This is a genomic window from Antrihabitans cavernicola (assembly GCF_008297975.1).
GTDB classification, from domain to species: Bacteria; Actinomycetota; Actinomycetes; order Mycobacteriales; family Mycobacteriaceae; genus Antrihabitans; species Antrihabitans cavernicola.
In genome coordinates, this window is the sequence record NZ_VLNY01000004.1 from 353,815 (window position 1) to 379,715 (window position 25,901).

Below are 25,901 nucleotides of genomic sequence, written 5' to 3' on the forward strand. Positions count from 1 at the left end.
AAACTTCTGAAACTGTTGGGGCAGTTGGGATTAGCGGTGCGCCCGCCTACCCGCCCATCATCGCGCGCCACTGGTCGAGACTGCGGGGGCGATAGACGTAATTCTCGCTGCGCACCGCGGACAGTGGCGCGCTCGGCGCAGCCGAATATGCGTGGCCCGGATAGACCGTCGGATCGCCGCTCAATGCGGCGAGGTTCTGCAGGCTGCGGAACATCTCGTCGGTGTCACCGCCGGGAAAGTCGGTGCGGCCGCAACCTTCCAGGAACAACGTATCGCCCGCGACCAATCGCCCATCAAGTAGAAAGCACTGGCTGCCCGGCGTATGCCCCGGCGTGTGGAGCAGCTCGATGTCGATGGAGCCGACCGACACGATGTCGCCGTTGCCATGGCCGGTAAGGCTGCTCTCCGCGATACCGGTGACGCGCGAAACCCACGTGACCTCATGCTCGTTGACGTGCACAGGTACCTCGACCCGGTCGAGCAACTGCGTCAGCCCGGGCAGTGTGAAACCCATCATCTCGCCACCGACATGGTCGGGATGGTGGTGCGTGGCAAGGACTCCGGTCAGTCGCAGCCCATCTGCTTCCAGTGCGTCGACCAATTCGCCTGCGGCGTAGGCGGGGTCGACGATCAGGCACTCACCGGTCTCGTTGTCGCCGATCAGATAGGCGAAATTCCGCATCTGCGTGGCGATCGGATCGCCGACGGCAAAGTCGCGGCCGGACAGTAGCTGGCGAAAGTACAGGCGTTCGGACACGGCCAAAGCCTACGCGCCGGCGCTGAGGCCCACGGCAACGATCGACACGGTCACTTCGATCGCGGCACCCAGCACGTCGCCGTTGAGACCCCCGAACCGGCGGACACAGTGCCGAACCACCACCACGGCGACCAGCAAGGCAACCACAACGACAATCGGCCCTTGCCACCACCGTTCGACGCTCCAGATGGCAGCGGCGACCGTCACCGCCGCCCAGGTCAGCCCGAGCCACACCGGCTGGGTATCGGCGACCAATGCGCCGAAACCGCGATCGTCCGCAGCCGTCACGCTGCGTCGGCAAGCCAGGACCACCGCAACCCGACCCGCGCACACTGCGATGGCCACCGCGAACCACTGACCGGCAGCGCCCAACGCACCGAATGCCAACGCCTGCACTCCGATCGCAACGACGATCGTCGCCACCCCGAACGGCCCCGAACTGCCGCTGCGCATCACTTCGCGGGCGCGCGCGGCGTCGCCGTAGCAGCCCAGACCGTCTGCAGTATCGGCCAGTCCGTCGATATGCATCCCGCGCGAGGCCAGCGCCAAGGTCGCAACCACTATCAGCCCGGCCAGCGCGGGTTCCAGTCCGATCCTGATCAGTGCCCACAGCAGACCTGCTGCGACGGCACCGAGAAACGCTCCGGTTATCGGCGTAGACGCAATCGCGCGACCGGCTGCGCGGCGATCGACATCGGCAGGCCCCCCGACCGGCAGCACCGTCAGCCACGAGAACGCGAGCCGCAAACCTGTCACGAAGGTCAGTCGTCCGACGTCGAGACACCGGCGTCGGCAAAGGTGGCCATGTCGGCCAGCGTGGCCACGGCAGCCTGCAGCACGGGCAGCGCTGTCAAGGCGCCCGAGCCTTCGCCGAGTCGCATGTCCAACTCCAACAACGGTTCCAGCCGCAACTGAGTCAACGCCAGCGTGTGTGCGGGCTCGGTAGAGCGGTGCCCGGCGACCCACCAGTTCTTCGCGCCCGGCGCAAGGTCTTCGGCAACCAACGCGGCGGCGGTCACCACGACTCCGTCGAGAATCACCGGGGTCTTGCGCAATGCCGCCTGCGCGAGAAATCCGGCCATGGCGGCGATGTCGGCACCCGATGCGACGCGCAGCAACTCGACCGGGTTCCTGGTCACCGGCCGTGCGCGCCGCATCGCGTCGCGCACCGCCGCAGTCTTGCGACACCATCCGGCGTCGTCGATGCCGGTACCGCGGCCGATTGCGACGACAGGTTCGGAATCGGTCAGCGTCGCGATCAATACCGTTGCGGGCGTTGTGTTTCCGATGCCCATATCGCCCGCGATCAGCAGGTCGGCCCCGGAATCGACTTCTTCGTCGGCGATGGCCCGTCCCGCCGCGATCGCGTCGACCACCTCCTGGTGTGTCATCGCGTCCTCGGTGTCGATCGATCCCGACGACCGTCGAATCTTGTGTGCGGAGATCGATGGTTCGGTATCGGCGTCGACTGCGATGTCGACAACGCGAACGGACGCACCGGACACCCGTGCGAGCGCGTTGACCGCGGCACCGCCGCTGAGGAAGTTGGCGACCATCTGCGTTGTCACCTCGCTCGGGTAGGCGGAAACGCCACTGCCGGCGACACCGTGATCGCCCGCGAAGATCACCACCCGCGGACGTGCGAAAGCATTTGGGGGACAGGCGCCTTGGCAGGCGGAGATCCAGTTGCCCAGCGCTTCGAGTTTGCCGAGCGACCCCGCGGGCTTGGTCAGCTGGAGTTGCCGCGCCGCCGCCGCGTTGCGCGTGGGCGAATCGGGTGCCGCGACAGACGCGAACACCGGCTGCGGTGGAGGGATGGGTCCGCTTGTCACGGTTGGCCTTTCGTTTTCAGAACCAGTGGAAGTCCAGCGACGACGAACACGGCCTCGTCGCATACGGCAGCGATACGCTGATTGAGCACGCCGAGTTCGTCGCGGAACAAGCGGCCGGATCTGGTCTCGGGAATCACGCCGAGACCGACCTCTGGGCTGACCAGGACCAGGCGCCCGCGGTAGTCGGCGATCGCGGCGACCAAGGCGTCGGCTCGGGGTTCGACGGTGCCACGAGGACGATCCCAGGCGTCGGCGTCGTCTATTTCTGCCGTCAACCAAGTACCGATGTCGTCTACCAGCGTTGCCGGACCTGTAAGTCCGAGAATGGTTGCGAGATCTCCGTCGGCACTCTCGACGAGCGTCCAGCTGTGCGGCCGGCGTGCGCGGTGGGCATCGATGCGGGACTCGAAATCGAGATCGGACGGGTCATGTCGTGCGGTGGCGACGTAGCGAACGGGTCCGCCGTCGTCGACGATCCGCTCCGCATAGCCCGATTTGCCCGACCGTGCCCCGCCCAACACAAGGGTCCTGAGCTGGGCGGCGGCTGGCACGGATTAGACGCTACCAACCGCCACATCGCGGCAGCCGAAGCGGCGACGGTAGTCGGCGGGCGCGAGCCCCACCACCTTGTTGAAGTGGTGTCGCAGCAGTGCGCCCGAACCGAACCCACAGCGCTCGGCAATCGTCTCCAAGCCGAGATCGGAGTCCTCGAGCAGGGTCTTCGCCAGCAGCACGCGCTGGTTGGTCAGCCATTTGACCGGTGTTGTGCCGGTCTCGGCGGCGAAGCGACGCGCGAACGTGCGGGTCGACATGGTTGCGTGAGCGGCGAGGTCGTCGATGGACTGCGGCTGATCCAGGTTGGCCGTCATCCACGCCAGTGTGGAAGCCAAACTGTCGGAACGGCATTCGACGATCGGCTGTTCGATGAATTGCCGCTGGCCGCCGTCGCGTTGGGGTGGAACCACCATCCGTCGTGCGATCGCGTTGGCGACGACGGTGCCCAGTTCTCGACGAACGAGATGCAAAGACGCGTCGATGCCCGCAGCGGTGCCCGCGCTGGTGATCAGGTTGCCCTCGTCGACGAACAGCACGTCAGGATCGACCGTCGCCTCGGGGAACATGGTGGCGAGTTGATCGACGTAGCGCCAATGCGTGGTGCAACGACGCCCGTCGAGCAGTCCCGCGGCGCCGGCGAGAAACGCGCCCGAGCAGACGGTGAGGATTGTCGCGCCCGCGTCGGATGCGGCTCGGATGGCGCCGACGACTTCCGGATCGAAATCCTCGCGGACGGAGGCCGCGGGTACTGCGACCAGATCGGCACCACTGATCGCGTCGAGGCCGAAATCCGGCGTGATGGTGACGCCGGGGGACGACGTGCGCAGCGGAACCCCCGGTCGTGTGCCGCAGACCCGAAAGTCGATGGCGGGCAGTCCTTCAGCGGTCCGGTCGAGGCCGAATACCTCGCAGACCACGCCGAACTCGAACATCGCTGCGCGGTCGACGAGTACGGCCGCAACCTTGGACAACATCAGCCCAGCATAGATGGCGGAATCTTGTTGGACAATGTCAGTACTGCCACTTCCGGCGGTAATTAAATGATCGCAAACTTACTGCCATGACCACTTTCATCGCACTCGTACTTGTCGTTCTCGTGCTGCAGGGATTGTTCGTGGCATCGAAGCGCAGTTCACACGGCCGAGCGGTGTACGGCACGCCGTACCGCTACAACTTCTTTCGCGGTGACGCGTTTATCGGGGCAACGGATCACATCGATCGCGATGCCGAGCGGGCGTTCGCGGACATCGACGCGATCAGCCGTAGGGCACCACACAACTGAGACTGGATCAGACCGCGTCGCCGGGACTGACGCGCGGCTTGGGAGCACGCATCTTGCGGATCTGCGACGCGCGAACGAACGCGTACCAGCCCAGCTTCATGCCACCGTCGGTGCTGTCCGGGAACTTCTCCAGCACCCGCCTGTTGATCATCCGACCCACCCAGACTCCCTCGGCGAGCATGAACAACATCATGATCAGCATCGCCAGGGTGACGATGAATTGCAGTGCGGGACTGAGGAACAGCGTGAGGATCAGGATCAAGGCCAGCGGCATGAACAGCCCGACCAGGCTGCGTCGAGAGTCGACGATGTCGCGGACGAACGCCCGCACCGGACCCTTGTCGCGGGGGAGCAGGTACGCGTCGTCGCCGGCGAGCATGCGGGCGCGACGTTCCTGCGACTGGGCCTTGCGCTCTTCGCCTGCCAACTTGCGATCCGCTTTGGTGCCGCGGTTCGCCTTCCGTCGCGCACGCGCTTCCTTGGCGGTCTGCGGGGCAGGAGCGACAGGTCCACGACGCTTCGTCTCGGCATCACGACGCTTGGGCGTCGGCCGACCTTTGCCCGCGGTTGCGGTCGAACCGGTCGGCTCAGCGGCCTCGGTCGCAGCGTTCCCAGCGTCGTTGTCCGAGTTGTCGGAGTTTCCCCGGCGTAACAGCTTCACAGGACCAGGCTATGGGATGTCCGGCCTGCTGGGGAAACCCGGTGGTCGTCGATGCGGCGGCGCGCATGCGACCATTGGAAGGAATAGCTGTGGCGGGAGTACCGTTGAAGCGTTCACGGGTACGAACAGCTTGTCGATAGGGAGAGCCCATGAGTGTGCAGAACGAGACCGAAATCCAGACCGAGACCCACAAGGTCACCATGACCGATGCGGCCGCGGCCAAGGCGAAGGCTCTGCTCGACCAGGAGGGTCGCGACGACCTGTCCCTGCGGATTGCGGTCCAGCCGGGCGGTTGTGCGGGTCTGCGCTACCAACTCTTCTTCGACGATCGCAACCTCGACGGCGACCTGGTTCGGGACTTCGGCGGCGTCAGCCTCGCCGTAGACCGGATGAGCGCGCCGTACGTCGAAGGTGCATCGATCGATTTCGTCGATTCGATCGAGAAGCAGGGCTTCACGATCGACAACCCCAACGCCACCGGGTCGTGCGCCTGCGGCGACAGCTTCAACTGACTCGAACCCTTCGATAGCCGAACAACGCGAGGTCTTTCCAGGTTTCCAACACCCGGAAGGGCCTCGCTTTGTTGTGCGCACAGTGCGTGTTAGCCGGTGACTAGGTCGATGCGAGGCGTCTGGAGTGTGCTTTCCTCACCGGCCCCGAAGCCGGCAATCACCATTTGCTGCCAACTGGGAGGGAATCGAGATGTCGACACCTACAGGGTCTCGTCGCGTGGTCGCGGGTATGGCTGCGACGGTCGCAATCGCGGCCACTGTCGCAGGCAATGCCGCGGCTGCACCGAATGCAACCACAGTGGTCGGAACCTGGTCGGTCAGTGTGGTCGAGCACTACCGAACAGGTGATGTCACCCGGTCGGGAACGTTCACGTTCGCGCCAGGCGGCGACGGCACCGTCGTGACGGGGAGCGGGCTGACCGGTTCGCTGCGCTGGACCCAACGCGGCCCGGGCATTCGATTCGACTACAACCACAATCTGCCGCCGGACGGCACGGCGCAGGGGCACCAGGACGGGTCGGTGGCGCGCAGCGCGACCAACTTCACATCCACCGGCGTCGTCACGCAGTTTCGCGCCGACCGATCGGTCATCGAACGGTTCGCGGCGGATTTCACGGGCACCAAGCAGTAGCCCGCCCTCGGAGTCCAGTGTGATCAGGGTTGAAGTACAGTCGCCCCTGGGTTGAGACGCCGCCCCGATCCTCGCGCTGCAGCGCGAACACACCTCCCAGGCAGTACCGCGGTAGCTTCGGATAGCGCACTGTCGATTCACCGAAAGGCTCATGCCTGTGACCATCGCCGTATCCGGATCGATCGCAACCGACCACTTGATGACGTTTCCCGGCCGGTTCGCCGATCAGCTGATCGCCGACAAGCTGCAGCACGTGTCCCTGAGCTTCCTGGTCGACGACCTGATCGTTCGCCGCGGCGGCGTCGCGGGCAACATCTCGTACGCGATCGGGCAGCTGGGCGGTGCGCCGCTGCTGGTGGGCTCCGTCGGCGCGGACTTCGCCGATTACCGTGCTGCGCTCGAGGCAACCAACGTCGACTGCAGTGCCGTCACCGTCTCGGAGACCGCGCACACCGCGCGCTTCGTCTGCACCACGGATCAGGACATGGCGCAGATCGCGTCGTTCTACCCGGGTGCGATGAGCGAAGCCCGCGACATCTCGATCACCACGTTGGCCGAGCGCGACGGTGGCTTGGAGCTGGTCCTCATCGGCGCCAACGATCCGGAAGCGATGCTTCGACACACTGACGAATGCCGTTCGCTGGGAATCGATTTCGCGGCGGACCCGTCGCAGCAGCTGGCATTCCTCGACGGCCCGACAGCCGCGAAGCTGATCGACGGCGCGGCGATTCTGTTCACCAACGAATACGAGTGGGCGCTGCTGCAGCAGAAGTCCGGTCTCTCGGGTGACGAGATCCAGTCGAAGGTGGCGCTGCGCGTGACCACCCTCGGACACCGGGGTGTGGAGATCGTCGACGCCGACGGCACCGTCGTCAAGGTCGACGTCGTCCCGGAAACCGCCAAGGTCGACCCGACGGGCGTCGGCGACGGCTTCCGTGCAGGCTTCCTCACCGGTCGGTCGGCGGGCCTGAGCCACGAGCGCTCCGCTCAGCTCGGCTGCCTGATCGCGACCTTGGTGATCGAAACCGACGCGCCGCAGGGTTGGACGTTCGATCGCGCGGAAGCCCTGGAGCGCCTCACCGGTGCTTACGGCGCCGAGGCCGCCGACGAAATCACCGGGGCACTCAGCGCGCCTGCGTAAAAGCTACAGCGCGACCGGGTACGCGGGCTCCTGGATGTTCGGCACGATGCGCTCTTCGACGAAGATGCCGTGCCAGATCATGAACACAAGGACCGTCCAGAGCCTGCGGCTGTGATCGGAGACGCCTGCGCGGTGATCGTCGAGCATCTTGGTGATCGCGGGCTTGTTCAGCAGGTGATCGGTCTGCGACTCGACGATCTGCTGATGCGCCCAATCGAAGAGCTCCGGACCTGCGAGCCAGTGGCGTAGCGGAACGGGGAAGCCCAGCTTCGCCCGGTGCAGGACGTGCCCGGGCACGATGCCTTCCAGCGCCTGCCGCAGGGCGTACTTGGTGGTGTCCTTCGTGATCCGCTGTTCCAGCGGCACCTGCTCTGCCACCCGGAACACCTCGGAGTCCAGGAACGGGACGCGAAGCTCCAGCGAGTTGGCCATGGTTATCTTGTCGGCCTTGACCAGGATGTCGCCGCGCAGCCAGGTGAACAGGTCCAGGTGCTGCATTCGGGTGACCGGATCCCAGCCCAGCGACTGGGCATAGATCGGTGCGGTGACGTCCTGATGTGTCCACTCCGGGCGGAAGTCGCGCAGCACCGCACGCAACTGTGCGTCGTTGAAGCTGCGGGCGTTGCCGTAGTAGCGCTCCTCGAGCGTCATCGAGCCGCGGTTGAGCAGGCTCTTGCCGCGACGACCGTCGGGCATCTTGTCCGACATCCTCGCCGCCGCCCGCCGGAGGCCGGGGGTGAGCCGTTCGAAAGGCTTCAGCGACAACGGTTCCCGGTAGATCGTGTAGCCGCCGAACAATTCGTCCGCGCCCTCGCCGGACAGCACGACCTTGACGTGCTTGCGCGCTTCCTTCGCGACGAAATACAGCGGCACCAGTGCGGGATCGGCGACCGGATCGTCGAGATACCAGACGATCTCCGGGATCGCGTTCGCGAATTCCTCGGGGCTGACTGTTTTGACGATGTGGCGTGCACCGATCGCCTCGGCCGACTCGGCGGCCACGTCGACCTCGGAATAGCCCTGACGCTCGAAGCCCGTCGTAAAAGTGATGAGCTTCGGGTTGTGCCGGATCGCCAGCGCCGCGATGGCCGTCGAATCGATGCCGCCGGACAGGAACGAGCCGACGGTGACATCTGCGCGCATGTGCTTGGCGACGGAGTCCTCGAGAGCGGCACCGATCTCGCGATAGCGCGCGGCCTCGGTACCCGGCGCGAACGGCCGGACATCGAACTTGGGCGTGAAGTAGCGGGTGACCCGCGGAGCCGTTCCCGGTGTCAACGTCGCGTAGCTGCCCGATTCCAGCCTGCGGATGTCCGCATGCAACGTTTCTGGCTCCGGCACGTACTGCAGGACGGTGTAGTGCTCGATGGCCCGCGGGTCGAGGGCATCGGAAATGCCGAGCAGCGGACCCAGTTCGAGAATGCTCTTCTTCTCGCTGCCGAACACCGTGCCGTTGGCGCTGGTCGCGATGAACATCGGCTTGATGCCGAACGGATCGCGAGCGATGAACAGTTCACGCTTCTCGGTGTCCCAGATCGCGAATCCGAACATGCCGCGGAGTCGTCGCACCGCGTCTGCGCCCCAATAATGGAACGCGGCGACGATGGCCTCGCCGTCGCCCTCGGTTCGGTACGTCGCACCGTGCTTCTCGGCAAGTTCTGCGCGCAGTTCCAGGTAGTTGTAGATCTCGCCGTTGAAGGTGAGTGCATAGCGGTCCGGGCTCTCCGGCGGCCCCCAGATGAGCGGCTGATGCGAGTGCTCGAGATCGATGAGGGAGAGACGGTTGAAGCCGAAGACGATGTCGTCGTCGTGCCAGGTGCCGTGATCGTCCGGGCCGCGGTGACGGAGGCAGTGCATGGCCGAATCGACCGCTGCGACGGCGTCCGGGGTGGTGCCGTTCGACGTCAGAAACCCGAGCAGTCCGCACACGGCGACACGCACCTCGATTCACAATGGGAGGTCGCCGGTCCGGAGGGGGACAGGCGGGAAAACCTTTCGCCGAGTATGCCGTAGTTCGGTCGGAGTGTCGGTTCCTACCCGAGAGCGAAGACCCCCCGCCTTTGGTCTACGCTGCGTAGTATTCGAGCCGACCTGGTGTGGCTCGCTGCTTTGCGTAATCAGTAGGGCCATCGAAATTTGGGGCGATCAGGAAGGCGTGAACGTGGCGCACAGTCGGATCCTTCGGCGAGCCGGGTTGGCTGCATCTCTCGCAGTGGCCGCCATGGTGCTGTCGGGTTGTTCGATAGATAACCAAGTGCTTCGTTTCGGCTGGCCGTCCGGTGTGACGCCGCAGGCCGAGCGGATGCGCGAGCTGTGGACGTGGTCTGTGATCGCCGCCCTGATCATGGGTGTGATCGTGTGGGGGCTCACGTTCTGGACGGTGGTTTTCCACCGTAAGAAGAAGGACTCGCCGGAGTTCCCTCGGCAGACCGGTTACAACGTGCCGCTGGAGCTGTCGTACACGGCTGCGCCCTTCGTCATCATCGCGGTGCTCTTCTACTTCACCGTCGTCGTCCAGAACTACGTCGGCGAGAAGGTCCCGAACCCGGACGTCGTGGTGGATGTCACTGCTTACCAGTGGAACTGGAAGTTCGGCTACCGCACCATCGACCTCAAGGACGGCGCCGCGAAGTTCGACGGCATCGACCACGTGCGTGAGGACGCACTGGCCGAGACTGCCAAGAAGTCGGCGGAGCGGACCAACGAGGAAGGCGAGCCACGACCGGGCGCCATCGACGGCAAGGATCCGCAGGACCTCTCGTACCTGCACTACGACCGCATCGAGACCGTTGGTTCCAGCTCGGAGATCCCCGTTCTGGTACTCCCGACCGACAAGCGGGTCGAGTTCCAGATCGCGTCTGCCGATGTGATCCACGGCTTCTGGGTTCCCGAGTTCCTGTTCAAGCGCGACGTGAACCCGAACCCCAAGGAAAACCACTCGGACAACGTCTTCCAGATCAGCAAGATCGAGAAGGAAGGTGCGTTCGTCGGTCGTTGCGCAGAAATGTGCGGCACATTCCACTCGGCGATGAACTTCGAAGTTCGCGCCGTGAGCCCCGAGAAGTTCACCCAGTACATGGAAGCTCGCAAGGCGACCAGCGAGGGTGGCAAGGGCATGACCAACGCGGATGCACTCGCCTCGATCGGTGAGTCGCCTACGGCGACCACCACCAAGCCGTTCAATACCGATCGCACCGTGCGCGAGGCCACCACGGCGGAAGGCAACTGACATGAAGATCGAAGCACGACTGTTCGAGTTGCTCACCGGGTTCGCCTTTGTCGTCGCCTTCATCTACGCCCTCTTCACCGGGCTGTCCCGTACGGGGGTGGAGTGGGTCGGTACCACCGCGATCATCCTGACCGGTGGCCTGACTATGATCATCGGCACGTACTTCCGATTCGTCGCGCGGCGTTTGGATCTGCGCCCCGAGGACTACGAGGATGCCGAGATCACCGACGGCGCAGGCGATCTGGGCTTCTTCAGCCCGGGTAGTTTCTGGCCGATCACTCTCGCGGCCGCAGCTGCCCTGGTGGCGACGGCGCTGGCGTTCTTCCAGCCCTGGTTGATCGCGCTGGGCATCGTCTGCGTCCTCACAGCAGTAGCCGGACTGGTCTTCGAGTACCACGTGGGACCCGAGAAGCACTGACGTAGCAGAGTTCTTACGGCAAAGGCCGCCGCTTCCGCACAGGGAGTGGCGGCCTTTGCCGTCGGATCAGCCTTCGCCGTTGGATCAGCCCTTGCCGTTGGGTCAGCTGGCGCGCGAGTCCGTGTCGACGTCGGTCAGGACTTCCGCGACGTCGTCGAGCGACAAGCTCAACGCGGCTGCCAGCGATGCCACCGTGAAGAACGCAGGCGTTGCGATGCGTCCCGCCTCGATCTTGCGCAACGTCTCGGCCGATATGCCTGCGGTGCGCGCCACCTCGACCATGCTCCGTGCGCCACGGGCGGTCCGCAGCAACTCACCGAGACGCCTGCCACGGACCAACTCTTCTGCTGTCAATGGAATACGAACCATGGATCGAATTCTAATACCGGTCCACTCGTCGTCGATCACGGAGATTCTGCGCGTGCCATCTAGGTGAATTCATGTGGTGAGTGCAACACCTGGTGGTGTGGGTGAGTTCGAGAGTAGTTCGCCGCGGTTTGGGGCGTCGGGCTCGCGCGTCGGATCGGCGTTGAGCGGTACTCGGGCGATACGCTACCCGCGCATCCGACCCTTTCCGCAGGCCGAGTCGGCGCGCGTTCGACCGGATCGATTCGCCACCAGCGATGCCGGATGCGATGTCTTCGCGTTCGGGCAACGTCAGTCACGGCCGGGAAGTCCCCGCGGGGACGTCGAAACGTGGTTTCACTCCGCCAGCATCGGTGAACCAGTGTTGCCCGGTACCGGAACCCAAGCTGGGCCGATGCGTCAGAACATCCGTGATCACGAGGCCGTCGGAGCCGCCCGCTGTCACGATTCCCGCCCCGGTGTGTAGAGGATCGACAAGAACGAGCGGCTACGGCCGAATGAGGCCCGACGACGAAGGCCCCCAGTCGATGGACCGGGGGCCTTCGTCGTCGATGTGGGTCAGTGGCTGTCGCCGCTGCCGTTTCCGTTGGAGCCATTGCCGTTGTGGCCGCTTGAACCGTTCCCGTTGGAGCCGTTGCCGTGGATACGGCTCTGGTACTCCGTGAGGACCGACAGTTGCAGATGCTCCGCGTCGTGATGGGCCTTCGCCAGCGCTTCGCTCTGCGCAACAGGATCGGCGACCAACAGGCTGCCGGAGCCCGGCTTGCCTGCGGAACCGAGCTTGTTCATCTTCTTCGGAACTGCTGCGCCCTGGTACTCGAGCGGGATGGCGTGGCCGTGATCGTCGACGCCACCGAGCGGCTGGTGCACCTCGATGTACTCACCGTGCGGCAGACGCTTGATCACACCGGTCTCGATGCCGTGCTCGAGCACCGCGCGGTCACTGCGCTGCAAGCCGAGGCAGACGCGGTACGTGACGTAGTACGCCAGTGGGGGAGCGATCAGCAGTCCGATCCGGCCGATCCAGGTGGTCGCGTTCAGCGAGATGTCGAACGTGAGCGCCAGGATGTCGTTGACACACGAGAGCGTCAGCACCACGTAGAAGGCGATGGCCATGGCGCCGATCGCGGTACGTACCGGCACGTCGCGCGGACGCTGCAGCAGGTTGTGATGCGCGGTGTCCTTGGTCAGGCGCTTCTCGATCCAGGGGTACGAGAACATCAGCGCGAAGACCAGACCCATGATGATCGCGACCCAGAACACGGCCGGAATCATGTAGTTGCCGATGTAGATCTCCCAGGCCGGCCACAGGCGGGCCATGCCGTCCGTCCACATCATGTAGAAGTCGGGCTGCGATCCCGCCGAGACCTGCGAGGGGTTGTACGGGCCCAGGTTCCAGATCGGGTTGACCTGCAGCACGCCGCCCATGATGGCGATGGCGCCCATGACGATGGCGAAGAACGCGCCACTCTTCACAGCGAACACCGGCATGATGCGAATGCCGACGACGTTCTCTTCGGTGCGTCCGGGTCCGGGGAACTGAGTGTGCTTCTGGTACCAGACCAAGGCGAGGTGAGCTGCGATCAGCGCCAGAATGATGCCCGGAAGCAGCAGCACGTGTGCGATGTAGAGCCGCGGAATGATGAGCGTTCCGGGGAAGTCGCCACCGAACATCAGCCAGTGCAACCAGGTGCCGATGATCGGCATGCTGATGGTGATACCCGAGAACGCGGCTCGCAGCCCGGTGCCGGACAGCAGGTCGTCCGGAAGGGAGTAACCGAAGAAGCCCTCGAACATCGCCAGCACCAGCAGGAGGCAACCGATGACCCAGTTGGCCTCACGCGGACGACGGAACGCGCCGGTGAAGAAGATGCGCATCATGTGCACGATGATCGATGCGGCGAACAGCAGCGCGGCCCAGTGGTGGACCTGGCGCACGAAGAGACCGCCACGAACCTCGAACGAGATGTCGAGCGAGGTCGCATACGCCTGCGACATGTGCGTGTTGCGCAGCGGCTGGTAGACGCCGTCGTAGACGACTTCCTTCATCGACGGGTCGAAGAACAGCGTCAGATAGACACCGGAGATCAGCAGCACGATGAAGCTGTACAGCGCGATCTCGCCGAGCAGGAACGACCAGTGCGACGGGAAAACCTTGTTGATCTGGCGTTTCAGTCCAGCAGCGAGGTGATATCTGGAATCGACTTCCTGCGCTTGCTGGGCGGCACGGTCTGCCACGGTTGGACTCATGACGTACCTTCCGATCCTGATTCATGAACGCCGTTCGGGCGCTCCCAGTATGCGGGTCCGAGCGGTTCGATGAAGTCGCCACGGGCGACCAAAAAACCCTCGCTATTGACTGTAATCGGAAGCTGGGGCAATGCACGAGCCGCCGGACCGAATATCGGCTTTCCGTATTCGAGAGCGTTGAACTGCGACTGGTGGCACGGGCACAGAATCCGGTTGGTCTGCTGCTCGTAGAGCGACGTGGGGCAGCCGAGGTGCGTGCAGATCTTCGAGTAGGCGAAGTAGTCGCCGTAGTTGAAGCTTTCCTGACCCTTGCGCTTGATGACACGAGCGGTGTCCTCGGTGCGCAGGCGAATCAGCATCACCGCGTTGCGAATGCCGTGCAACGCGTCGAGCAGCTTCTCCTCGTCGCCGCGATCGCTCTCACGGAACGGGAAGACGGTCTCCATGGCCCCGGCGTCCAGGTCTTCCGGCCGAACCAGCACCACGTCCTCCGGGCGACCGGTGTCGCGACGGATGTAGATGGTCTCGCCGGGGTAGTTGGGCGTCCAACCCGATACCCACAGCGGTGACTTGTCGCCCTTGGCCCACGGGTTCTTCACCATGCCGCCGACGAACGGCAGCAACGCGCCCAATCCGAGTGCGCCGACACCGAATCCGGCGCTGCGCTGGATGAGCTTGCGACGACCGATGGTGGACGTGCTGAGCGAGTCGCTGAGTTCCGCAACGATGGTGCGGCGATCGACCTCGGCCGACTGGCCGTCGTGCCGATCCTGGATCGACACCTCTTCGGGAATGAACTTCTTGGTGAACTGCACCGCGCCGATACCGATGGCGACGATTGCGAAACCGAGAGTCAAGCCGTACAGGGGAGTGGCGAGGGAGTACAGACCGTAGTCCTGCTCGCCCATGCCCTTGTACTTCCACGGCCAGAACAAGAAGATGCCGATGAAGGCGAGGCCGGACAGGCCGGCGAGGATGAACCAGATTGCGACACTGCGCTCGGCCCGCTTCTCGGCCTTGGTGCCCGGCACCGGCCAGCGATCCCGACGGAACGCGATGTCGACGCCGTCCATCTCGGTACCGAGTTTGACGAGATCGTCGTGGCTCATCGCGTCGAGCTGCTCGGCAGTCAACGTCTTCGGGTCTTGCTCCTGTGCTCCGCCGGCCTTAGCCACGTCGCCTCGCTCCTGCCCGCTCATGACCTTGATCCGATCCACAGCGCCGCGCCGACAGCGGCGGCGATTCCGATTGCCCACAGGGCCACCGCTTCGGTCGCGGGGCCGAAGCCGCCGAGACCGTACCCGCCTTGCGGATTGGTTTCGGTCGACGATTTGACGTAGGCGATGATGTCGCGCTTTTCTTCCGGGCTCAACTGACGATCCGAGAACTTCGGCATGTTCTGCGGACCGGTCTGCATCGCGGCCAGGATCTGCTGCTCGTTGGCGGGAGCCAGTCGGGGCGCGAACTTGCCGGAGGACAGTGCGCCGCCCTTACCGGTGAAGTTGTGGCACGACGCGCAGTTGAGGCGGAACAGCTCGCCACCACGGGCGATGTCGTCACCACGTAGGGACGACTGGGCGATTTCGCCGTTCGCGTCGCGAACCACCGTCGGGCCGCCGCCGTTGGCCTGCACGTATGCGCCGATCGCGTCGATCTGGCCTGCATCGAACTTCGCAGGCTTACGCGTTGCCTGCGCTTCGTTGCGTGCCGCAGGCATACGACCGCTCGACACCTGGAAGTAGACAGCCTGCTCGCCGACGCCGATGAGGCTGGGTCCGCGATCCTGGACACCCTGCAGGTTGGAGCCGTGGCACGTGATGCACGACGTGTCGTAGAGCTGCTTACCTTCGCGGATCAGTGCTGCCTGGTCGTCGCTCGCGGTCGCCACCTGGGGGGTGGGCGTCAACGCGGACGCAAGGAGACCGGCACCGACCAGGCCCATCATGAGGACCATCGCGCCGGCCACTCGACGACGGAGCTTGCGCTTGCGGCGCGCCTTCACGTGGTCGACGGCAGGCTCCGGAGCGTCGTGCTCGTCTGCTGACGGGGGAGATGAACTCATCTGTATCCCTTTTGTAGAGGACCGACTGGCGACTTGGGACTGTCTGTGTCTGGAGCTGTCAGCGGACGAAGTAGATCGTCGCGAACAGGCCGATCCAGACGATGTCGACGAAGTGCCAGTAGTACGACACGACGATGGCTGCAGTGGCCTGCGCAGGTGTGAACTTACTGACCTTGGTTCGAGCAATGAGGAAAACGAAAGCGATCAAACCGCCGATCACGTGCAGGCCGTGAAAACCGGTGGTGATGAAGAAGACCGAGCCGTAGATGCTCGACGAGATGGTGGTGCCCTCCTGGTACAGGGCGTGGTACTCGGTGCCCTGACCGATGACGAACATCGCGCCCATGATCAACGTGACCAGGTACCAGCGGCGCAGGCCGAACACGTCGCCCTTCTCGGCCGCGAACACACCCATCTGGCACGTGAACGACGACGCGATCAGGACGGTGGTCACCGGGATCGCGAGCTTCATGTTCAGGTGGGTCGGCTCCGGCGGCCAGTTGCCGTGCGCTTGCGCGCGCGCGACAAAGTACATGGAGAACAAGCCGGCGAAGAACATCAGCTCGCTGGCCAGCCAGACAATGGTGCCAACGCTGACCATGTTGGGTCGGTTCAGCGAGTGCACGCGCTGGGTGATTGCAGATCCTTGAGTGCCCACTGCGGTCGTCACCAGAGAAGTATGACCCGTCGTAGTAAAGAAGACATAGCCGGGTTCGAAACTTGTCCGAACGTGTCGCGCACCGCTTCGGGTCGGCCCGGCGATTGCCCAGGTCGCGAGCTATGCGAGGGTGGGACGGTGTCCGAAGCAGCACGACGCCCAGGGTTGATTCGACGCCTTTTCGGCGGTCGGAAAGGCCATTCCGAGCTCGATCCGACCCGCTCCGACCTCGTCGTGGTCGTCTCTTGTTTCGACGATGCCGAAGCGTGCTCGGCCGCGTTGGAGCGCGGTGTGGCGAGCGAGCCTGCGCTGGCCGTCGACGAGCAGGTCGTGCTCCGGCATCACTTGGTGCTCCCCGTCGACTCGGTGGCGACGGCCGTATCGATCGCCGCCCAGGATCACTACGCACTTGCCGATGTGGGAGAGCCGACCGACGGCACGGTCTCCCTTGTGCTGCAGCGAGTTCAGGTGCTCGACGCGTTGCACTGCTCGCAGGAGCGGTCGCGGATGGCAGGTCTCGCGCAGCGCCACGACGGAACGGTGCTCGGCTGGGATGCGTTGCAGCCGGCGGCGGCGACCGAGTAGGCCGAATACGGCTTCGAACAATCGGACACGCTGACTTAAGCTCATGCACATCACGTCGACCCACCGGAAGGGCCCGCTTTCACGATGAGTGCTGCACCAGAGCGCGGGTCTGTTCGAACCTGGCCGATGATCCTCGGCGCGCTGACCGACGGTCGCGACCTCGACACGTCGGATGCCGTGTGGGCGATGGACGAGATCATGTCGGACAACGCCTCGTCGGCGCAGATCGCTGCGTTCGGCGTTGCCCTGAAGATGAAAGGTCCGACGCCTGCGGAACTGACCGGTCTCGCCACGTCGATGCTCGGGCATTCGCGACAGGTCGTGCTCGACGCCGACGTGGTGGACGTGGTCGGCACGGGCGGCGATAGATCGGGCACCGTCAACATTTCGACCATGGCGGCGATCGTCGTTGCGGCCGCGGGCATTCCGGTCGTGAAGCACGGCAATCGGGCGGCATCGTCGAAAAGCGGTGGCGCAGATGTGCTCGAGGCGCTCGGTGTGCGGATCGGCATCGGACCGGCGGGTGTCGTCCGCTGCGTCGACGAGGTCGGGATTGCGTTCTGTTTCGCGCCGCTGTTTCACCCGGCTTTGCGGTTCGCCGGGGTGCCGCGCAAAGAGATCGGTATCCCGACCGTCTTCAACGTGCTCGGTCCGCTGACAAATCCTGCGAAGCCGCGTGCAGGGCTGATCGGGTGCGCGTTCGCGGATCTGGTACCGGTGATCGCAGGTGTGTTGGCACAGCGTGGCAACAGTTCGTTGGTCGTGCGCGGTGACGACGGGCTCGACGAAATAACGACGTCGACCACCAGCCAGGTGTACGTGGTCCAGAACGGCACGGTTCGGCAGGTGCAGCTGGATCCGACCGAACTGGGGATCGCACGTGTGCCCCTCGATGCTTTGCGTGGCGGCGACGCCGACGTCAATGCTCAGGTCGCGCGCGATCTGTTCGCGGGCGAGTCGGGTCCGGTTCGAGATGCGGTGCTACTCAACGCGGCTGGAGCGATCGCGGCGCATCAGGGCGTCGGTGACGATCTGGTCGGTGCGCTCGCCGCGGGGATCGAACGGGCTGCGGCAGCGGTCGACAGTGGCGCTGCGGCAGCACTGTTGGACAAGTGGGCTGCCCTGACGAACACGCTCGGTACCGACTGAGCGCTGCACTACTCGCCGAGTGAGAAACCTGCTTCGACGTCGGCATTCGAATACGACTTGAACGCGATATGCGTCGTCGTCTCGACCACGCCCGCCACCTTGTTGATCCCGCCGGTGACAACTTCGGCGATCTGCTCATGGTCGCGCACCCGGACGATCGCGACCAGGTCGACATCGCCTGCGCAGGAATAGACTTCGGCAACCCCGGTCGTGTTCGCCACCGCTTGTGCCGTCTCCGGAATCTTGTTCGCCTCGGCGTGGATCATGACGATGGCCGTGATCATGGAAGCTCCTTCGCGTGTGGGTCTCGGCTCAGTCTAGATGCAGGCGCGGGCTGGGCGGGTCAGTGGCGGAGATAGTCCGGGGCAGCGGATTCGGCGCGGACGGCGTCGCGGGCCAGTTCGACCCAATCGAGCCAACGACCTGCTCCGTGTGCGGGCTCGGCGTAGTTGTCGGTGGTGCGGACGATGCGGGTTCCGGGTTGCTCCAGCCAGCGTGCGATCAAGCCGACCTCTTCGGCGAGTGCGCCACGCAGTGGCGACGCATCTGGCACCACGGTCTCCGCTGCCGCAGTGATGGCTTCCACCACCGGCATAGGTGCGACGCCTCGTGGAGCCACCGCCGCCGACGCGAGCCTGCCGTAGCGAACGACCGCGAATTCCCAGCCCCCGCCGAAGGCCGGTCGGGCGGCGACCAGTTCCTCGATGCGTGCGACGGCTGCCAGCCTCTGGCTCCGGCGCAGAATTCGCACGACGTTCGACGACCGATCCCGCTGGCGCGCAGCGCTTTCGAAAAATTCGCCCGCCGCGAGCTCGTCGATACGACGACGCATTCGGTGCAGTGGCTCGTCGTCGGCACCGGTGATCAGGGCTTCGGTCAACCCGGCAGCAGGTCGGTAGCGGTCGGCGGTCTGCGGATCCGAGGCCGCTGCCGGGCAGCCGCCGACGGCGACGGGGAGACAGGTGTGCATCTTGCTAGCTGCAATCTTGGTGGTGCAGGTGCGGAGGCCGCAGTACTCGGCGATCGTCGACGCGACGTCGGCGGCGTCACCGCGCGAGCCGAACGGCCCCAGCGCAACGGCGCCGGCGGTTCGACCGATGGAGAGCCGTCCGAACGGTTCGTCGGTCAACGTTACCCACCACGCGCGTTTCGGAAACTTCGACCTGCGGTTGTACGGGGGAGCGTGGGCGAGCAGAAGTCGAAGCTCGCGAACGCCCGCCTCCAGCGCGTGTGCGCATTCGACGTGATCGACGCGTTCGGCGAGCGAGACCATTTCCTTCATCCGGCCGCGGCTTTCCGAACCGGTGAAGTAGTTGCGCACGCGGCGCTGCAGGTTGACGGCGGTTCCTATATAGAGGACTTCGTTGGACGGTCCGCGGAACAGATAGACGCCGGGTGTGCGGGGGAGGCCGGAGGCCAACGATCGTTTGGCTCGCTGGCCCGCCGACACGTTCGGCAGATAGTCGACCAGCTCCGTATAACTGTGCACGCCCTGATTGCCGACTCGGGCGAACAATGCGTGCAGCACGTCGACGGTCGCGCGAGCGTCGTCGAGTGCACGGTGGGTCGGTTGCGTGGAGGCCTGGAACAGCTGTGCCAGCGCGGACAACTTGACCGACGGTGCCTCGTCCCGAGTGAGCACGCGCCGCGCCAGCTTCACCGTGCACAACACCCGAAACGACGGCCATGCGGTGTCGCAGCGCGACGCGGCTGCCCGGAGAAAGCCGATATCGAACCCGGCGTTGTGGGCGACGAGAACCGAACCCGACGCGAACTCGAGAAAAGCGGGCAACACCTTCTCTATGCGCGGGGCGTCGTAGACCATCGCGCTGGTGATCCCGGTGATCTGCACGATGTGCGGCGGAATGCTGCGACCTGGATCGACCAGGGTCGCCAGCTCGCCGATCACCTCACCACCGCGAATCTTGACCGCGCCTATCTCGGTGATCGCATCCGCATAGGAACTCCCACCCGTGGTTTCCAGGTCGACCACGACGAAGGTGGTATCCCGCAGTGGGGTGTCCAGTTCGTCGAACGCCAGCTGAATACCGCGAGAGCCCGCGTCGGTCCGAATCGAGTCGACCCTACGAGTGCGCCGAACGACGCTGGTGGGGCGAATGTCCCACGGAATCGGCAAGGTCACGAAAGTCAGGCTAGGACGGCCCACCGACAAGGTGATTCAGGCACACCGACGTGCCGCATGACGGCAGCGAACAGGGGTGCGCGAACGGCAACTTTGTCGTACCCCATCGCTACTTTCGCGGTCACAGGCGTACCGAATCGCCTGAAAACGACCACCGGAGATGGGGATCACAGTGATTGTCGACTGCAATGAATGCGCCGTCAGGGACATCGCATGCCGGGATTGCGTAGTGACGGTTTTGCTCGGTGAACCGACGATGCGGGAGCGGACCGAGGTCCGCCCCGACCCACGACGGCGCGTCACCCGTATTGACCAGGAAGAACAAGACGCTATCGATGCACTCGCAGACATCGGTTTGGTGCCTCGGCTGCGGCTGGTACGCACACGCGTTCCCCAGGTCGCCGACCAGATAACGGCCGCCACCGATTCCTGTGAGCCCCGTCGCATCAGTTGAAACGGCAAATCGCCAGGTGGGTTCACCTGGGCTTCAGTCGATAGACACAAGCTGAGACCGCTTCGTAACCTTTTCGAGACATTGCGGAGTCTGCTGCACCACCCGGTGCGGCATCGCGTGTCACCGCTTAATCGGATTGCTCGCAAGGGCAACCGAGCCGGGAACCCAAGTACATCTGGGGTGAATCCCAACGGATCGCACTAGCGAAACCGATGGGTAGGGCTGATCTTCCCAGCCCGAACCCATCAGCTAACTCGGCATGCGGATGATCGGAAGAATGGAGTACCAGTCTCGTGGCGTCCCTCATCTCTCATCGTCCCGTCCGTCGTGCGGCCATCGCCGGCGCTGTCGCGCTCGGCGCCCTCGTCATCCCGGCGGCACCGGCTTTCGCACAACCCGTCAGCATTCCCGGCGTCGGCACCTTCGACGTTCCGGATGCGCCTGGCATCCCCTCGATCTCCAACTTCCCCGTTCCGGCTCCGCCGACGCCGTTCGCTGCTCCGACGCCGTTCGCTGCTCCGACTTCGAGTGCTGCGCAGCAGGCTGCTGCCGCCGCAGAGAGCAAGATCGGCTCGCCGTACGTCTACGGCGCCGCCGGCCCGAATGCGTTCGACTGCTCCGGACTGGTCCAGTGGGCCTTCAAGCAGGCCGGCCTGAGCGTGCCGCGTACCAGCGAGGCCCAGGCGTCCGCCGGTATCCCCGTCTCGCAGGCTGACCTGCAGGTCGGCGACATCATCTCCTTCTACGGTGGCGGCCACTCCGGCATCTACGTCGGCAACGGCAATGTCGTCCACGCTGCGACCGAGGGCACCCCGGTGCAGATCGCGTCGATGGCGTCCATGCCGTACAACGGTGCACGTCGCATCTAGTTTTCGCCCAGATGGGTAGGAAAAAGGGGCGGGTCGATTTACTCGAATCGCCCCTTTTTTCTGTACTTTGTCCCCGTTTCCGCGACGTCTCCGGCTCGAAACCGGGCAAAGAGACCGAATCGTGGCTCGGCTGGACATGAACGTATGCCATTCCGTAACCTGACCGAGACCTTGCAGGTTGTCGGCGTCGAGATACACAGCTGACGACCAGTCCGCAGGGCCCCAATCTTCCAGCGGAGGAAACGGAGACGACTGTCCGTGGCGTCACTACGATCGAAACGTTCCGTCGGCGGGGTGTGTGCTGTCGCCGTGTTGTCGATCGCACTTGCCGCGACACCGGCAAGTCCTGCCGCCGCCGACCCCGTCGCGCTGCCGAGTAACGCTACCGAAGCGATGCAGCGGCTCACCGACCTTTCGCGCCAGTCCGAGCAGACCAACGAGGCGTTGAACAAGGCCAAGGTCGACGCAGACCAGAAGGCCGCGCAAGAGCGCGACGCCGAGGGCAAGCAGGCCGCCGATCAGGCTGCCGTCGACGCCGCCAAAGCCAAGGTCGCGCAGTTCCAACCTGCTGTCGACCGTATTGCGGTGGCGACCTATCAGGGGGCTCGACCCAACCGGCTGTTCTCCGTGCTCCTCAGCGACTCGCCGCAGCAGCTGCTCGACCAGATGTCCGCGCTGGACGTGATCTCGTCCGAGACCGCGGCGAAGGTCGACCAGTACAAGCAGGCGACAGCTGCCGCATCCGCGGCTGAAGACGCGTCACGCAAATCGGCCGACGCGGCCCGCAGCATCGCCGATCAGGCCAATGCGGTCAACGCGGATCTGCAGAAGAAGCAGGGCGACCTGCAGGCGCAGATCGCCGAGGTCACGCAGGCGTGGGCCAAATTGTCCGGCAGCGAGCAGTCGATGCTCGCGGGCACTCCGTTCCCTCCCGGATTCGATCCGAGCATTCTGCTCAAGGGTCTGTCGGGCAGCGGTGCGGGCGCGCTCCAGGCCGGGTTGACCAGGATCGGCGACCCGTACGTTTGGGGTGCGACCGGTCCCAACCAGTTCGACTGCTCCGGGTTGGTGCAGTGGGCATACAAGCAGATCGGCAAGAATCTCCCGCGCACGAGCGAGGCGCAAGCGGCGGGCGGAATTCCGGTGTCGCGAGATCAGCTGGAGCCGGGCGACGTCGTGCTCTTCTACCCCGACGCTTCGCATGTCGGCATCTACGCAGGCAACGGAAACGTGTTGCACGCCTCGACGTTCGGTGTCCCGGTCAAGGTTGCGCCGATGGGTGACATGCCCTTCTACGGCGCACGCCGATACTGAGCATCGGGTAGGGAGGAATTTCCTCGCAGGAGCCTGCGCCGTCGGATCCGAAACGGCGTCCGATCACGCGGCGTCCGATCAAAGGCTGGGAAGCCGCGGCGATCGTCGGGTTGATCCTTGCGGTTGCCATTGCCCTCGGCGTCTATCTGGTGCGTCCGCAGGAATCGGACGACGCCGGTGCGGCACCGTCGAGCAGCGCCGCGCCGGTCGGCAACGTCTACGAGGATCAGCGTCGCGCAGGAGTACAACGGCTGCTCGACCGGTGGGCAGCTGCAATTCGTTCCGGAAACACTGCCGCTCTCACCCAACTGGTCGATCCCCGGGCGGCACCGGAATTTCTCGAAGCGGAGGTGCGTCGGGCTCAGAACCTGTCGGGGGTGCCTATCTCGGATTGGGGATTCGAGATAGGCGATGAGCCGGACGTCACCATCGCTCCGGATGTCGCGGATCGACTGGGCGCATCCGATGTGTGGGCACCGCCCGTATATCTGCGCTATGCGATTGCAGGTCCGGACGCGGCACCGACCCGCAAACCGGTCGGGCTGACCGTCGCACGGCACGGCGACGACTGGAAGCTGGTATCGGATACGGATGAGCCGACGCGCCCCACCTGGCGCGGCCCGTGGGATTTCGCGCCGATGATCGCGGTGACGGTGCCGACAGGCAACGGCAAGTCGTCGGTGGTGCTCGGTCATCCCGAGCAGCGTGCGCAAGTGGACAAGTTGGCCGCCGAGGTTCGCGACGCCGTCCCCGCCGTGACCTCGTTGTGGGGACCGAACTGGGCGCAATCGGTGTTGGTGATAGCCACGTCGAGTCACGACGAGTTCGTCGATCTCGCAGGCAGCGATCACAGCGGCTCCGAGGTGGCAGCGGTGGCGGTGTCGGATGCGGTGGCACCCGGTGCGACGACGGCGACCGGGCAACGGGTCGTGTTCAGCCCGGATGCTGCGGAGCGATTGACCGATGCAACGCGACGCTCGGTCCTGCGCCACGAGATGACGCATGTCGCGACCCGCGCGAGCACGGTCGACGGATCGCCGATGTGGATGCTCGAGGGCTTCGCCGACTACTCCGGCTACCGCAACTCGGGAATACCGTTTCAACAGATCGCGCCGGAGGTCACTCAGTTCGCGCGCGCGAACGGCCCGCCGAACTCGTTGCCCGCCGACAGTGCCTTCGGCGCCGACGACGACCGCGCCAAGATCGCCTACGAGCTCGGCTGGTCGGCCTGCGCGTACATTGCCGCGACCTTCGGCGAGCCCAAGCTGGTCGAACTCTACAAACGGCTGGCGAAGGGTCCCGTCGACGACGCCGGTGTCGATGCCGCGATGCGTGACGTGATTCAACTCGGCAAAACCGACTTCGTCGCCCGCTGGGGCGGCTGGGTGGCCACTCAGGTGCGGTGAGCGCTGGGTACGGTGTCGGGATGCCGCGGACACTGCTGGTGACCAACGATTTTCCCCCGCGACCGGGCGGTATCCAGTCGTATCTGCACACCCTCGCGACGAAGATGCCCGCCGACGACCTGGTCGTCTACGCACCCCGCTGGCGCGGCGACAGCCACAAGCGCTTCGATGCCGAGCAGCCGTTCGAGGTAGTTCGCCACCCCACGACGCTGATGTTGCCGGCGCCGATGGTCGCTCGACGCGCCGCGGGACTGATTCGTTCGCACGGGTGTGAGAGCGCGTGGTTCGGTGCTGCTGCGCCGCTGGCACTGCTCGCGCCGAGCTTGCGTCGGGCCGGAGCGGAGCGCGTGCTGGCCAGTACCCATGGTCACGAGGTCGGCTGGTCGATGCTGCCAGCCGCGCGGCAGGCGCTGCGGATCATCGGCGACAACACCGATGTGGTCACCTACGTCAGCAAGTACACGCGCGGCCGGTTCGCGTCTGCCTTCGGCGCGGACGCGTCGCTCGAGCATGTGCCACCGGGTGTCGACAGCTCGGTGTTCAAGCCCGATCCCGCTGCGCGAGAAGAACTTCGGGCGCGCTACAAGCTGGGCGACCGGCCGACGATTCTGTGCCTGTCGCGGCTGGTGCCGCGTAAAGGGCAGGACATCTTGATCCGATCGCTCGCCGGCATCAGGGAGCGAATCGACGGTGCCGTGCTGGTGATCGTGGGCGGCGGGCCCTACGGGGACACCCTGCACAAGCTGGCCGCCGAGTGTGGCGTGGCCGACCACGTCGTGTTCACCGGCGGTGTCCCGGCCGCGGAGTTGGCGGCGCACCACACGATCGCCGACGTGTTCGCCATGCCGTGCCGCACCAGGGGGGCGGGTTTGGATGTCGAGGGACTGGGGATCGTGTTTCTCGAAGCATCGGCGACCGGGGTGCCGGTGATCGCGGGCCGGTCGGGCGGCGCGCCGGAAACGGTCGTCGAAGGCGAAACGGGACATGTGGTGGACGGCCGCTCGATCACCGAGGTCACCGATGCCATCGTGAGTGTCCTCGCCGACCCAGCGAAGGCCGCGGCGATGGGTGCTGCCGGGCGCGCATGGGTGGCGCAGCAGTGGCGCTGGGACGTGCTTGCTGCCCGGCTGCAGTACCTGCTGAACTGAGTCGATAGGCTCGTCCGGTGAGCAGCATCCAGGTCGCGGACCAGACCTTCGTCGCGGCACAGCCCGCTCGCGTCGCCGACCTGATCGGCACCCCGGCAAAATGGCGCACCTGGTGGCCGGATCTGTCGCTGCGAGTCGGAGAGAACCGGGGCGACAAGGGAATTCGGTGGACCGTGAGCGGTCCCGTCGACGGCACCATGGAGGTCTGGCTGGAACCGGCCCTCGACGGCGTCATCATCCATTACTTCATGCACGCGGAGCCGACAGGTGGCGATCGCACCTCGCCCGACTACGCCGAGCTGAACAGGGTTCGCAGAGTCGCAGGCAAGCGCATGTCGTTCGACGTGAAGGCGACGCTGGAAGCCGGTCGTGCAGCGGGCGAACCACCCCGATAATCGGGCGCGACCGCCTCGGCGAATGTGCACCCGTGGCTCCGATCGTGTGTGATAGTCAAGGCGCTCGTGCGTGACAGCGCGCCC

The 25,901-nt window shown here is 65.1% G+C and carries 27 protein-coding genes and 1 riboswitch; of the genes, 13 read left to right on the top strand and 14 right to left on the bottom strand.

The genetic code is table 11. The annotated features are described in order from the left end of the window. Positions 1-46: 46 nt before the first annotated feature. The 5 genes from FOY51_RS11465 to FOY51_RS11485 are packed head-to-tail and all read right to left on the bottom strand — an operon-like array spanning position 47 to position 4,118. Positions 47-757, bottom strand: coding sequence for an MBL fold metallo-hydrolase (locus tag FOY51_RS11465; protein ID WP_235916256.1), 711 nt, complete (start codon positions 755-757; stop codon positions 47-49). 9 nt (positions 758-766) lie between these two features. Further along, a complete protein-coding gene (locus FOY51_RS11470) occupies positions 767-1,513 on the bottom strand; it encodes an adenosylcobinamide-GDP ribazoletransferase (RefSeq protein WP_149430349.1) in 747 nt (248 codons plus the stop codon). A gap of 5 nt (positions 1,514-1,518) precedes the next feature. Next, the gene (cobT, locus tag FOY51_RS11475) at positions 1,519-2,652 is read right to left on the bottom strand and encodes a nicotinate-nucleotide--dimethylbenzimidazole phosphoribosyltransferase (protein WP_149430350.1); all 1,134 of its coding nucleotides are present in this window, start codon (positions 2,650-2,652) and stop codon (positions 1,519-1,521) included. Next, positions 2,586-3,140 carry a bifunctional adenosylcobinamide kinase/adenosylcobinamide-phosphate guanylyltransferase gene (locus FOY51_RS11480; RefSeq protein ID WP_149430351.1) on the bottom strand — a complete coding sequence of 185 codons (555 nt, stop codon included), beginning with the start codon at positions 3,138-3,140 and terminating at the stop codon, positions 2,586-2,588. The genes cobT and FOY51_RS11480 overlap by 67 nt, the downstream gene beginning before the upstream one ends. Before the next feature lie 3 nt (positions 3,141-3,143). Further along, entirely contained in the window at positions 3,144-4,118 is a 975-nt protein-coding gene (locus FOY51_RS11485; RefSeq protein WP_149430352.1) for a GlxA family transcriptional regulator, read from the bottom strand. Positions 4,119-4,204: 86 nt separating this feature from the next. On the opposite strand from FOY51_RS11485, the gene FOY51_RS11490 reads away from it, so the two are divergent. After that, positions 4,205-4,426, top strand: coding sequence for a hypothetical protein (locus FOY51_RS11490; RefSeq protein ID WP_149430353.1), 222 nt, complete (start codon positions 4,205-4,207; stop codon positions 4,424-4,426). 7 nt (positions 4,427-4,433) lie between these two features. On the opposite strand, the gene FOY51_RS11495 is transcribed toward FOY51_RS11490, so the two are convergent. Next, the gene (locus FOY51_RS11495) at positions 4,434-5,087 is read right to left on the bottom strand and encodes a DUF3043 domain-containing protein (protein WP_149430354.1); all 654 of its coding nucleotides are present in this window, start codon (positions 5,085-5,087) and stop codon (positions 4,434-4,436) included. Between the two features lie 149 nt (positions 5,088-5,236). Here FOY51_RS11495 and FOY51_RS11500 point away from each other — a divergent pair, with 149 nt between their 5' ends. From FOY51_RS11500 to FOY51_RS11510, 3 genes are all read left to right on the top strand, one after another. Next, a complete protein-coding gene (locus FOY51_RS11500; protein ID WP_149430355.1) occupies positions 5,237-5,599 on the top strand; it encodes a HesB/IscA family protein in 363 nt (120 codons plus the stop codon). A gap of 190 nt (positions 5,600-5,789) precedes the next feature. Continuing rightward, positions 5,790-6,230 carry a hypothetical protein gene (locus FOY51_RS11505; protein ID WP_149430356.1) on the top strand — a complete coding sequence of 147 codons (441 nt, stop codon included), beginning with the start codon at positions 5,790-5,792 and terminating at the stop codon, positions 6,228-6,230. A 157-nt stretch (positions 6,231-6,387) separates the two neighbouring features. After that, a complete protein-coding gene (locus FOY51_RS11510; protein WP_149430452.1) occupies positions 6,388-7,371 on the top strand; it encodes a carbohydrate kinase family protein in 984 nt (327 codons plus the stop codon). A 3-nt stretch (positions 7,372-7,374) separates the two neighbouring features. Here FOY51_RS11510 and asnB read toward each other — a convergent pair whose 3' ends face one another. Then, on the bottom strand, positions 7,375-9,300 hold the full coding sequence (asnB, locus tag FOY51_RS11515; protein ID WP_149430453.1) for an asparagine synthase (glutamine-hydrolyzing): 1,926 nt from the start codon (positions 9,298-9,300) through the stop codon (positions 7,375-7,377). A 226-nt stretch (positions 9,301-9,526) separates the two neighbouring features. On the opposite strand from asnB, the gene ctaC reads away from it, so the two are divergent. Further along, entirely contained in the window at positions 9,527-10,600 is a 1,074-nt protein-coding gene (gene ctaC / locus FOY51_RS11520) for an aa3-type cytochrome oxidase subunit II (RefSeq protein WP_149430357.1), read from the top strand. A 1-nt stretch (position 10,601) separates the two neighbouring features. Further along, the gene (locus FOY51_RS11525; protein ID WP_149430358.1) at positions 10,602-11,018 is read left to right on the top strand and encodes a cytochrome c oxidase subunit 4; all 417 of its coding nucleotides are present in this window, start codon (positions 10,602-10,604) and stop codon (positions 11,016-11,018) included. Positions 11,019-11,120: 102 nt separating this feature from the next. Here FOY51_RS11525 and FOY51_RS11530 read toward each other — a convergent pair whose 3' ends face one another. From FOY51_RS11530 to ctaE, 5 genes are all read right to left on the bottom strand, one after another. Next, a complete protein-coding gene (locus FOY51_RS11530) occupies positions 11,121-11,387 on the bottom strand; it encodes a helix-turn-helix domain-containing protein (protein WP_149430359.1) in 267 nt (88 codons plus the stop codon). A gap of 555 nt (positions 11,388-11,942) precedes the next feature. Beyond that, complete coding sequence (qcrB, locus tag FOY51_RS11535) at positions 11,943-13,634, bottom strand: cytochrome bc1 complex cytochrome b subunit (protein ID WP_149430360.1); 1,692 nt, start codon at positions 13,632-13,634, stop codon at positions 11,943-11,945. Beyond that, positions 13,631-14,833, bottom strand: a complete 1,203-nt coding sequence (gene qcrA, locus FOY51_RS11540; RefSeq protein WP_149430361.1) for a cytochrome bc1 complex Rieske iron-sulfur subunit — start codon at positions 14,831-14,833, stop codon at positions 13,631-13,633. The genes qcrB and qcrA overlap by 4 nt, the downstream gene beginning before the upstream one ends. Continuing rightward, on the bottom strand, positions 14,830-15,696 hold the full coding sequence (gene qcrC / locus FOY51_RS11545; protein WP_149430362.1) for a cytochrome bc1 complex diheme cytochrome c subunit: 867 nt from the start codon (positions 15,694-15,696) through the stop codon (positions 14,830-14,832). The genes qcrA and qcrC overlap by 4 nt, the downstream gene beginning before the upstream one ends. A 58-nt stretch (positions 15,697-15,754) precedes the next feature. Next, positions 15,755-16,366: an aa3-type cytochrome oxidase subunit III gene (gene ctaE, locus FOY51_RS11550; RefSeq protein ID WP_149430363.1), complete on the bottom strand. Its 612-nt coding sequence runs from the start codon at positions 16,364-16,366 to the stop codon at positions 15,755-15,757. A 126-nt stretch (positions 16,367-16,492) separates the two neighbouring features. Here ctaE and FOY51_RS11555 point away from each other — a divergent pair, with 126 nt between their 5' ends. Continuing rightward, complete coding sequence (locus tag FOY51_RS11555) at positions 16,493-16,939, top strand: hypothetical protein (RefSeq protein ID WP_371830435.1); 447 nt, start codon at positions 16,493-16,495, stop codon at positions 16,937-16,939. An 84-nt stretch (positions 16,940-17,023) separates the two neighbouring features. Next, complete coding sequence (gene trpD, locus FOY51_RS11560; protein WP_149430364.1) at positions 17,024-18,088, top strand: anthranilate phosphoribosyltransferase; 1,065 nt, start codon at positions 17,024-17,026, stop codon at positions 18,086-18,088. A gap of 8 nt (positions 18,089-18,096) precedes the next feature. Here trpD and FOY51_RS11565 read toward each other — a convergent pair whose 3' ends face one another. Both FOY51_RS11565 and FOY51_RS11570 read right to left on the bottom strand, forming a co-directional pair. After that, the gene (locus tag FOY51_RS11565) at positions 18,097-18,372 is read right to left on the bottom strand and encodes an Lrp/AsnC family transcriptional regulator (protein ID WP_149430365.1); all 276 of its coding nucleotides are present in this window, start codon (positions 18,370-18,372) and stop codon (positions 18,097-18,099) included. Between the two features lie 59 nt (positions 18,373-18,431). Beyond that, entirely contained in the window at positions 18,432-20,162 is a 1,731-nt protein-coding gene (locus FOY51_RS11570; protein ID WP_149430455.1) for a DEDD exonuclease domain-containing protein, read from the bottom strand. 637 nt (positions 20,163-20,799) lie between these two features. Next, a riboswitch (cyclic di-AMP (ydaO/yuaA leader) is annotated at positions 20,800-20,965 on the top strand. 13 nt (positions 20,966-20,978) lie between these two features. On the opposite strand from FOY51_RS11570, the gene FOY51_RS11580 reads away from it, so the two are divergent. The 5 genes from FOY51_RS11580 (at position 20,979) to FOY51_RS11600 (ending at position 25,817) form a co-directional block, all read left to right on the top strand. After that, positions 20,979-21,554, top strand: coding sequence for an NlpC/P60 family protein (locus FOY51_RS11580; protein ID WP_149430367.1), 576 nt, complete (start codon positions 20,979-20,981; stop codon positions 21,552-21,554). A 258-nt stretch (positions 21,555-21,812) separates the two neighbouring features. Continuing rightward, positions 21,813-22,868, top strand: coding sequence for a C40 family peptidase (locus FOY51_RS11585; protein WP_149430368.1), 1,056 nt, complete (start codon positions 21,813-21,815; stop codon positions 22,866-22,868). Between the two features lie 110 nt (positions 22,869-22,978). Continuing rightward, positions 22,979-24,274 (top strand): hypothetical protein, encoded by a 1,296-nt coding sequence (locus FOY51_RS11590; RefSeq protein ID WP_235916257.1) that lies wholly within the window; start codon positions 22,979-22,981, stop codon positions 24,272-24,274. A gap of 20 nt (positions 24,275-24,294) precedes the next feature. Further along, positions 24,295-25,422 (top strand): glycosyltransferase family 4 protein, encoded by a 1,128-nt coding sequence (locus tag FOY51_RS11595; protein ID WP_149430369.1) that lies wholly within the window; start codon positions 24,295-24,297, stop codon positions 25,420-25,422. Between the two features lie 17 nt (positions 25,423-25,439). Continuing rightward, positions 25,440-25,817, top strand: coding sequence for a polyketide cyclase / dehydrase and lipid transport (locus FOY51_RS11600; protein ID WP_149430370.1), 378 nt, complete (start codon positions 25,440-25,442; stop codon positions 25,815-25,817). Positions 25,818-25,901 lie beyond the last annotated feature (84 nt).

Bases quoted from the DNA above. Each gene is read 5' to 3' on its own strand.
- cobT (WP_149430350.1), bottom strand. From the start codon at position 2,652: ATGCGACGAGGCCGTGTTCGTCGTCGCTGGACTTCCACTGGTTCTGAA.
- FOY51_RS11485 (WP_149430352.1), bottom strand. From the start codon at position 4,118: ATGTTGTCCAAGGTTGCGGCCGTACTCGTCGACCGCGCAGCGATGTTC.
- FOY51_RS11490 (WP_149430353.1), top strand. From the start codon at position 4,205: ATGACCACTTTCATCGCACTCGTACTTGTCGTTCTCGTGCTGCAGGGA.
- FOY51_RS11500 (WP_149430355.1), top strand. From the start codon at position 5,237: ATGAGTGTGCAGAACGAGACCGAAATCCAGACCGAGACCCACAAGGTC.
- FOY51_RS11505 (WP_149430356.1), top strand. From the start codon at position 5,790: ATGTCGACACCTACAGGGTCTCGTCGCGTGGTCGCGGGTATGGCTGCG.
- FOY51_RS11525 (WP_149430358.1), top strand. From the start codon at position 10,602: ATGAAGATCGAAGCACGACTGTTCGAGTTGCTCACCGGGTTCGCCTTT.
- FOY51_RS11530 (WP_149430359.1), bottom strand. From the start codon at position 11,387: ATGGTTCGTATTCCATTGACAGCAGAAGAGTTGGTCCGTGGCAGGCGT.
- qcrB (WP_149430360.1), bottom strand. From the start codon at position 13,634: ATGAGTCCAACCGTGGCAGACCGTGCCGCCCAGCAAGCGCAGGAAGTC.
- qcrA (WP_149430361.1), bottom strand. From the start codon at position 14,833: ATGAGCGGGCAGGAGCGAGGCGACGTGGCTAAGGCCGGCGGAGCACAG.
- qcrC (WP_149430362.1), bottom strand. From the start codon at position 15,696: ATGAGTTCATCTCCCCCGTCAGCAGACGAGCACGACGCTCCGGAGCCT.
- trpD (WP_149430364.1), top strand. From the start codon at position 17,024: ATGAGTGCTGCACCAGAGCGCGGGTCTGTTCGAACCTGGCCGATGATC.
- FOY51_RS11565 (WP_149430365.1), bottom strand. From the start codon at position 18,372: ATGATCACGGCCATCGTCATGATCCACGCCGAGGCGAACAAGATTCCG.
- FOY51_RS11595 (WP_149430369.1), top strand. From the start codon at position 24,295: ATGCCGCGGACACTGCTGGTGACCAACGATTTTCCCCCGCGACCGGGC.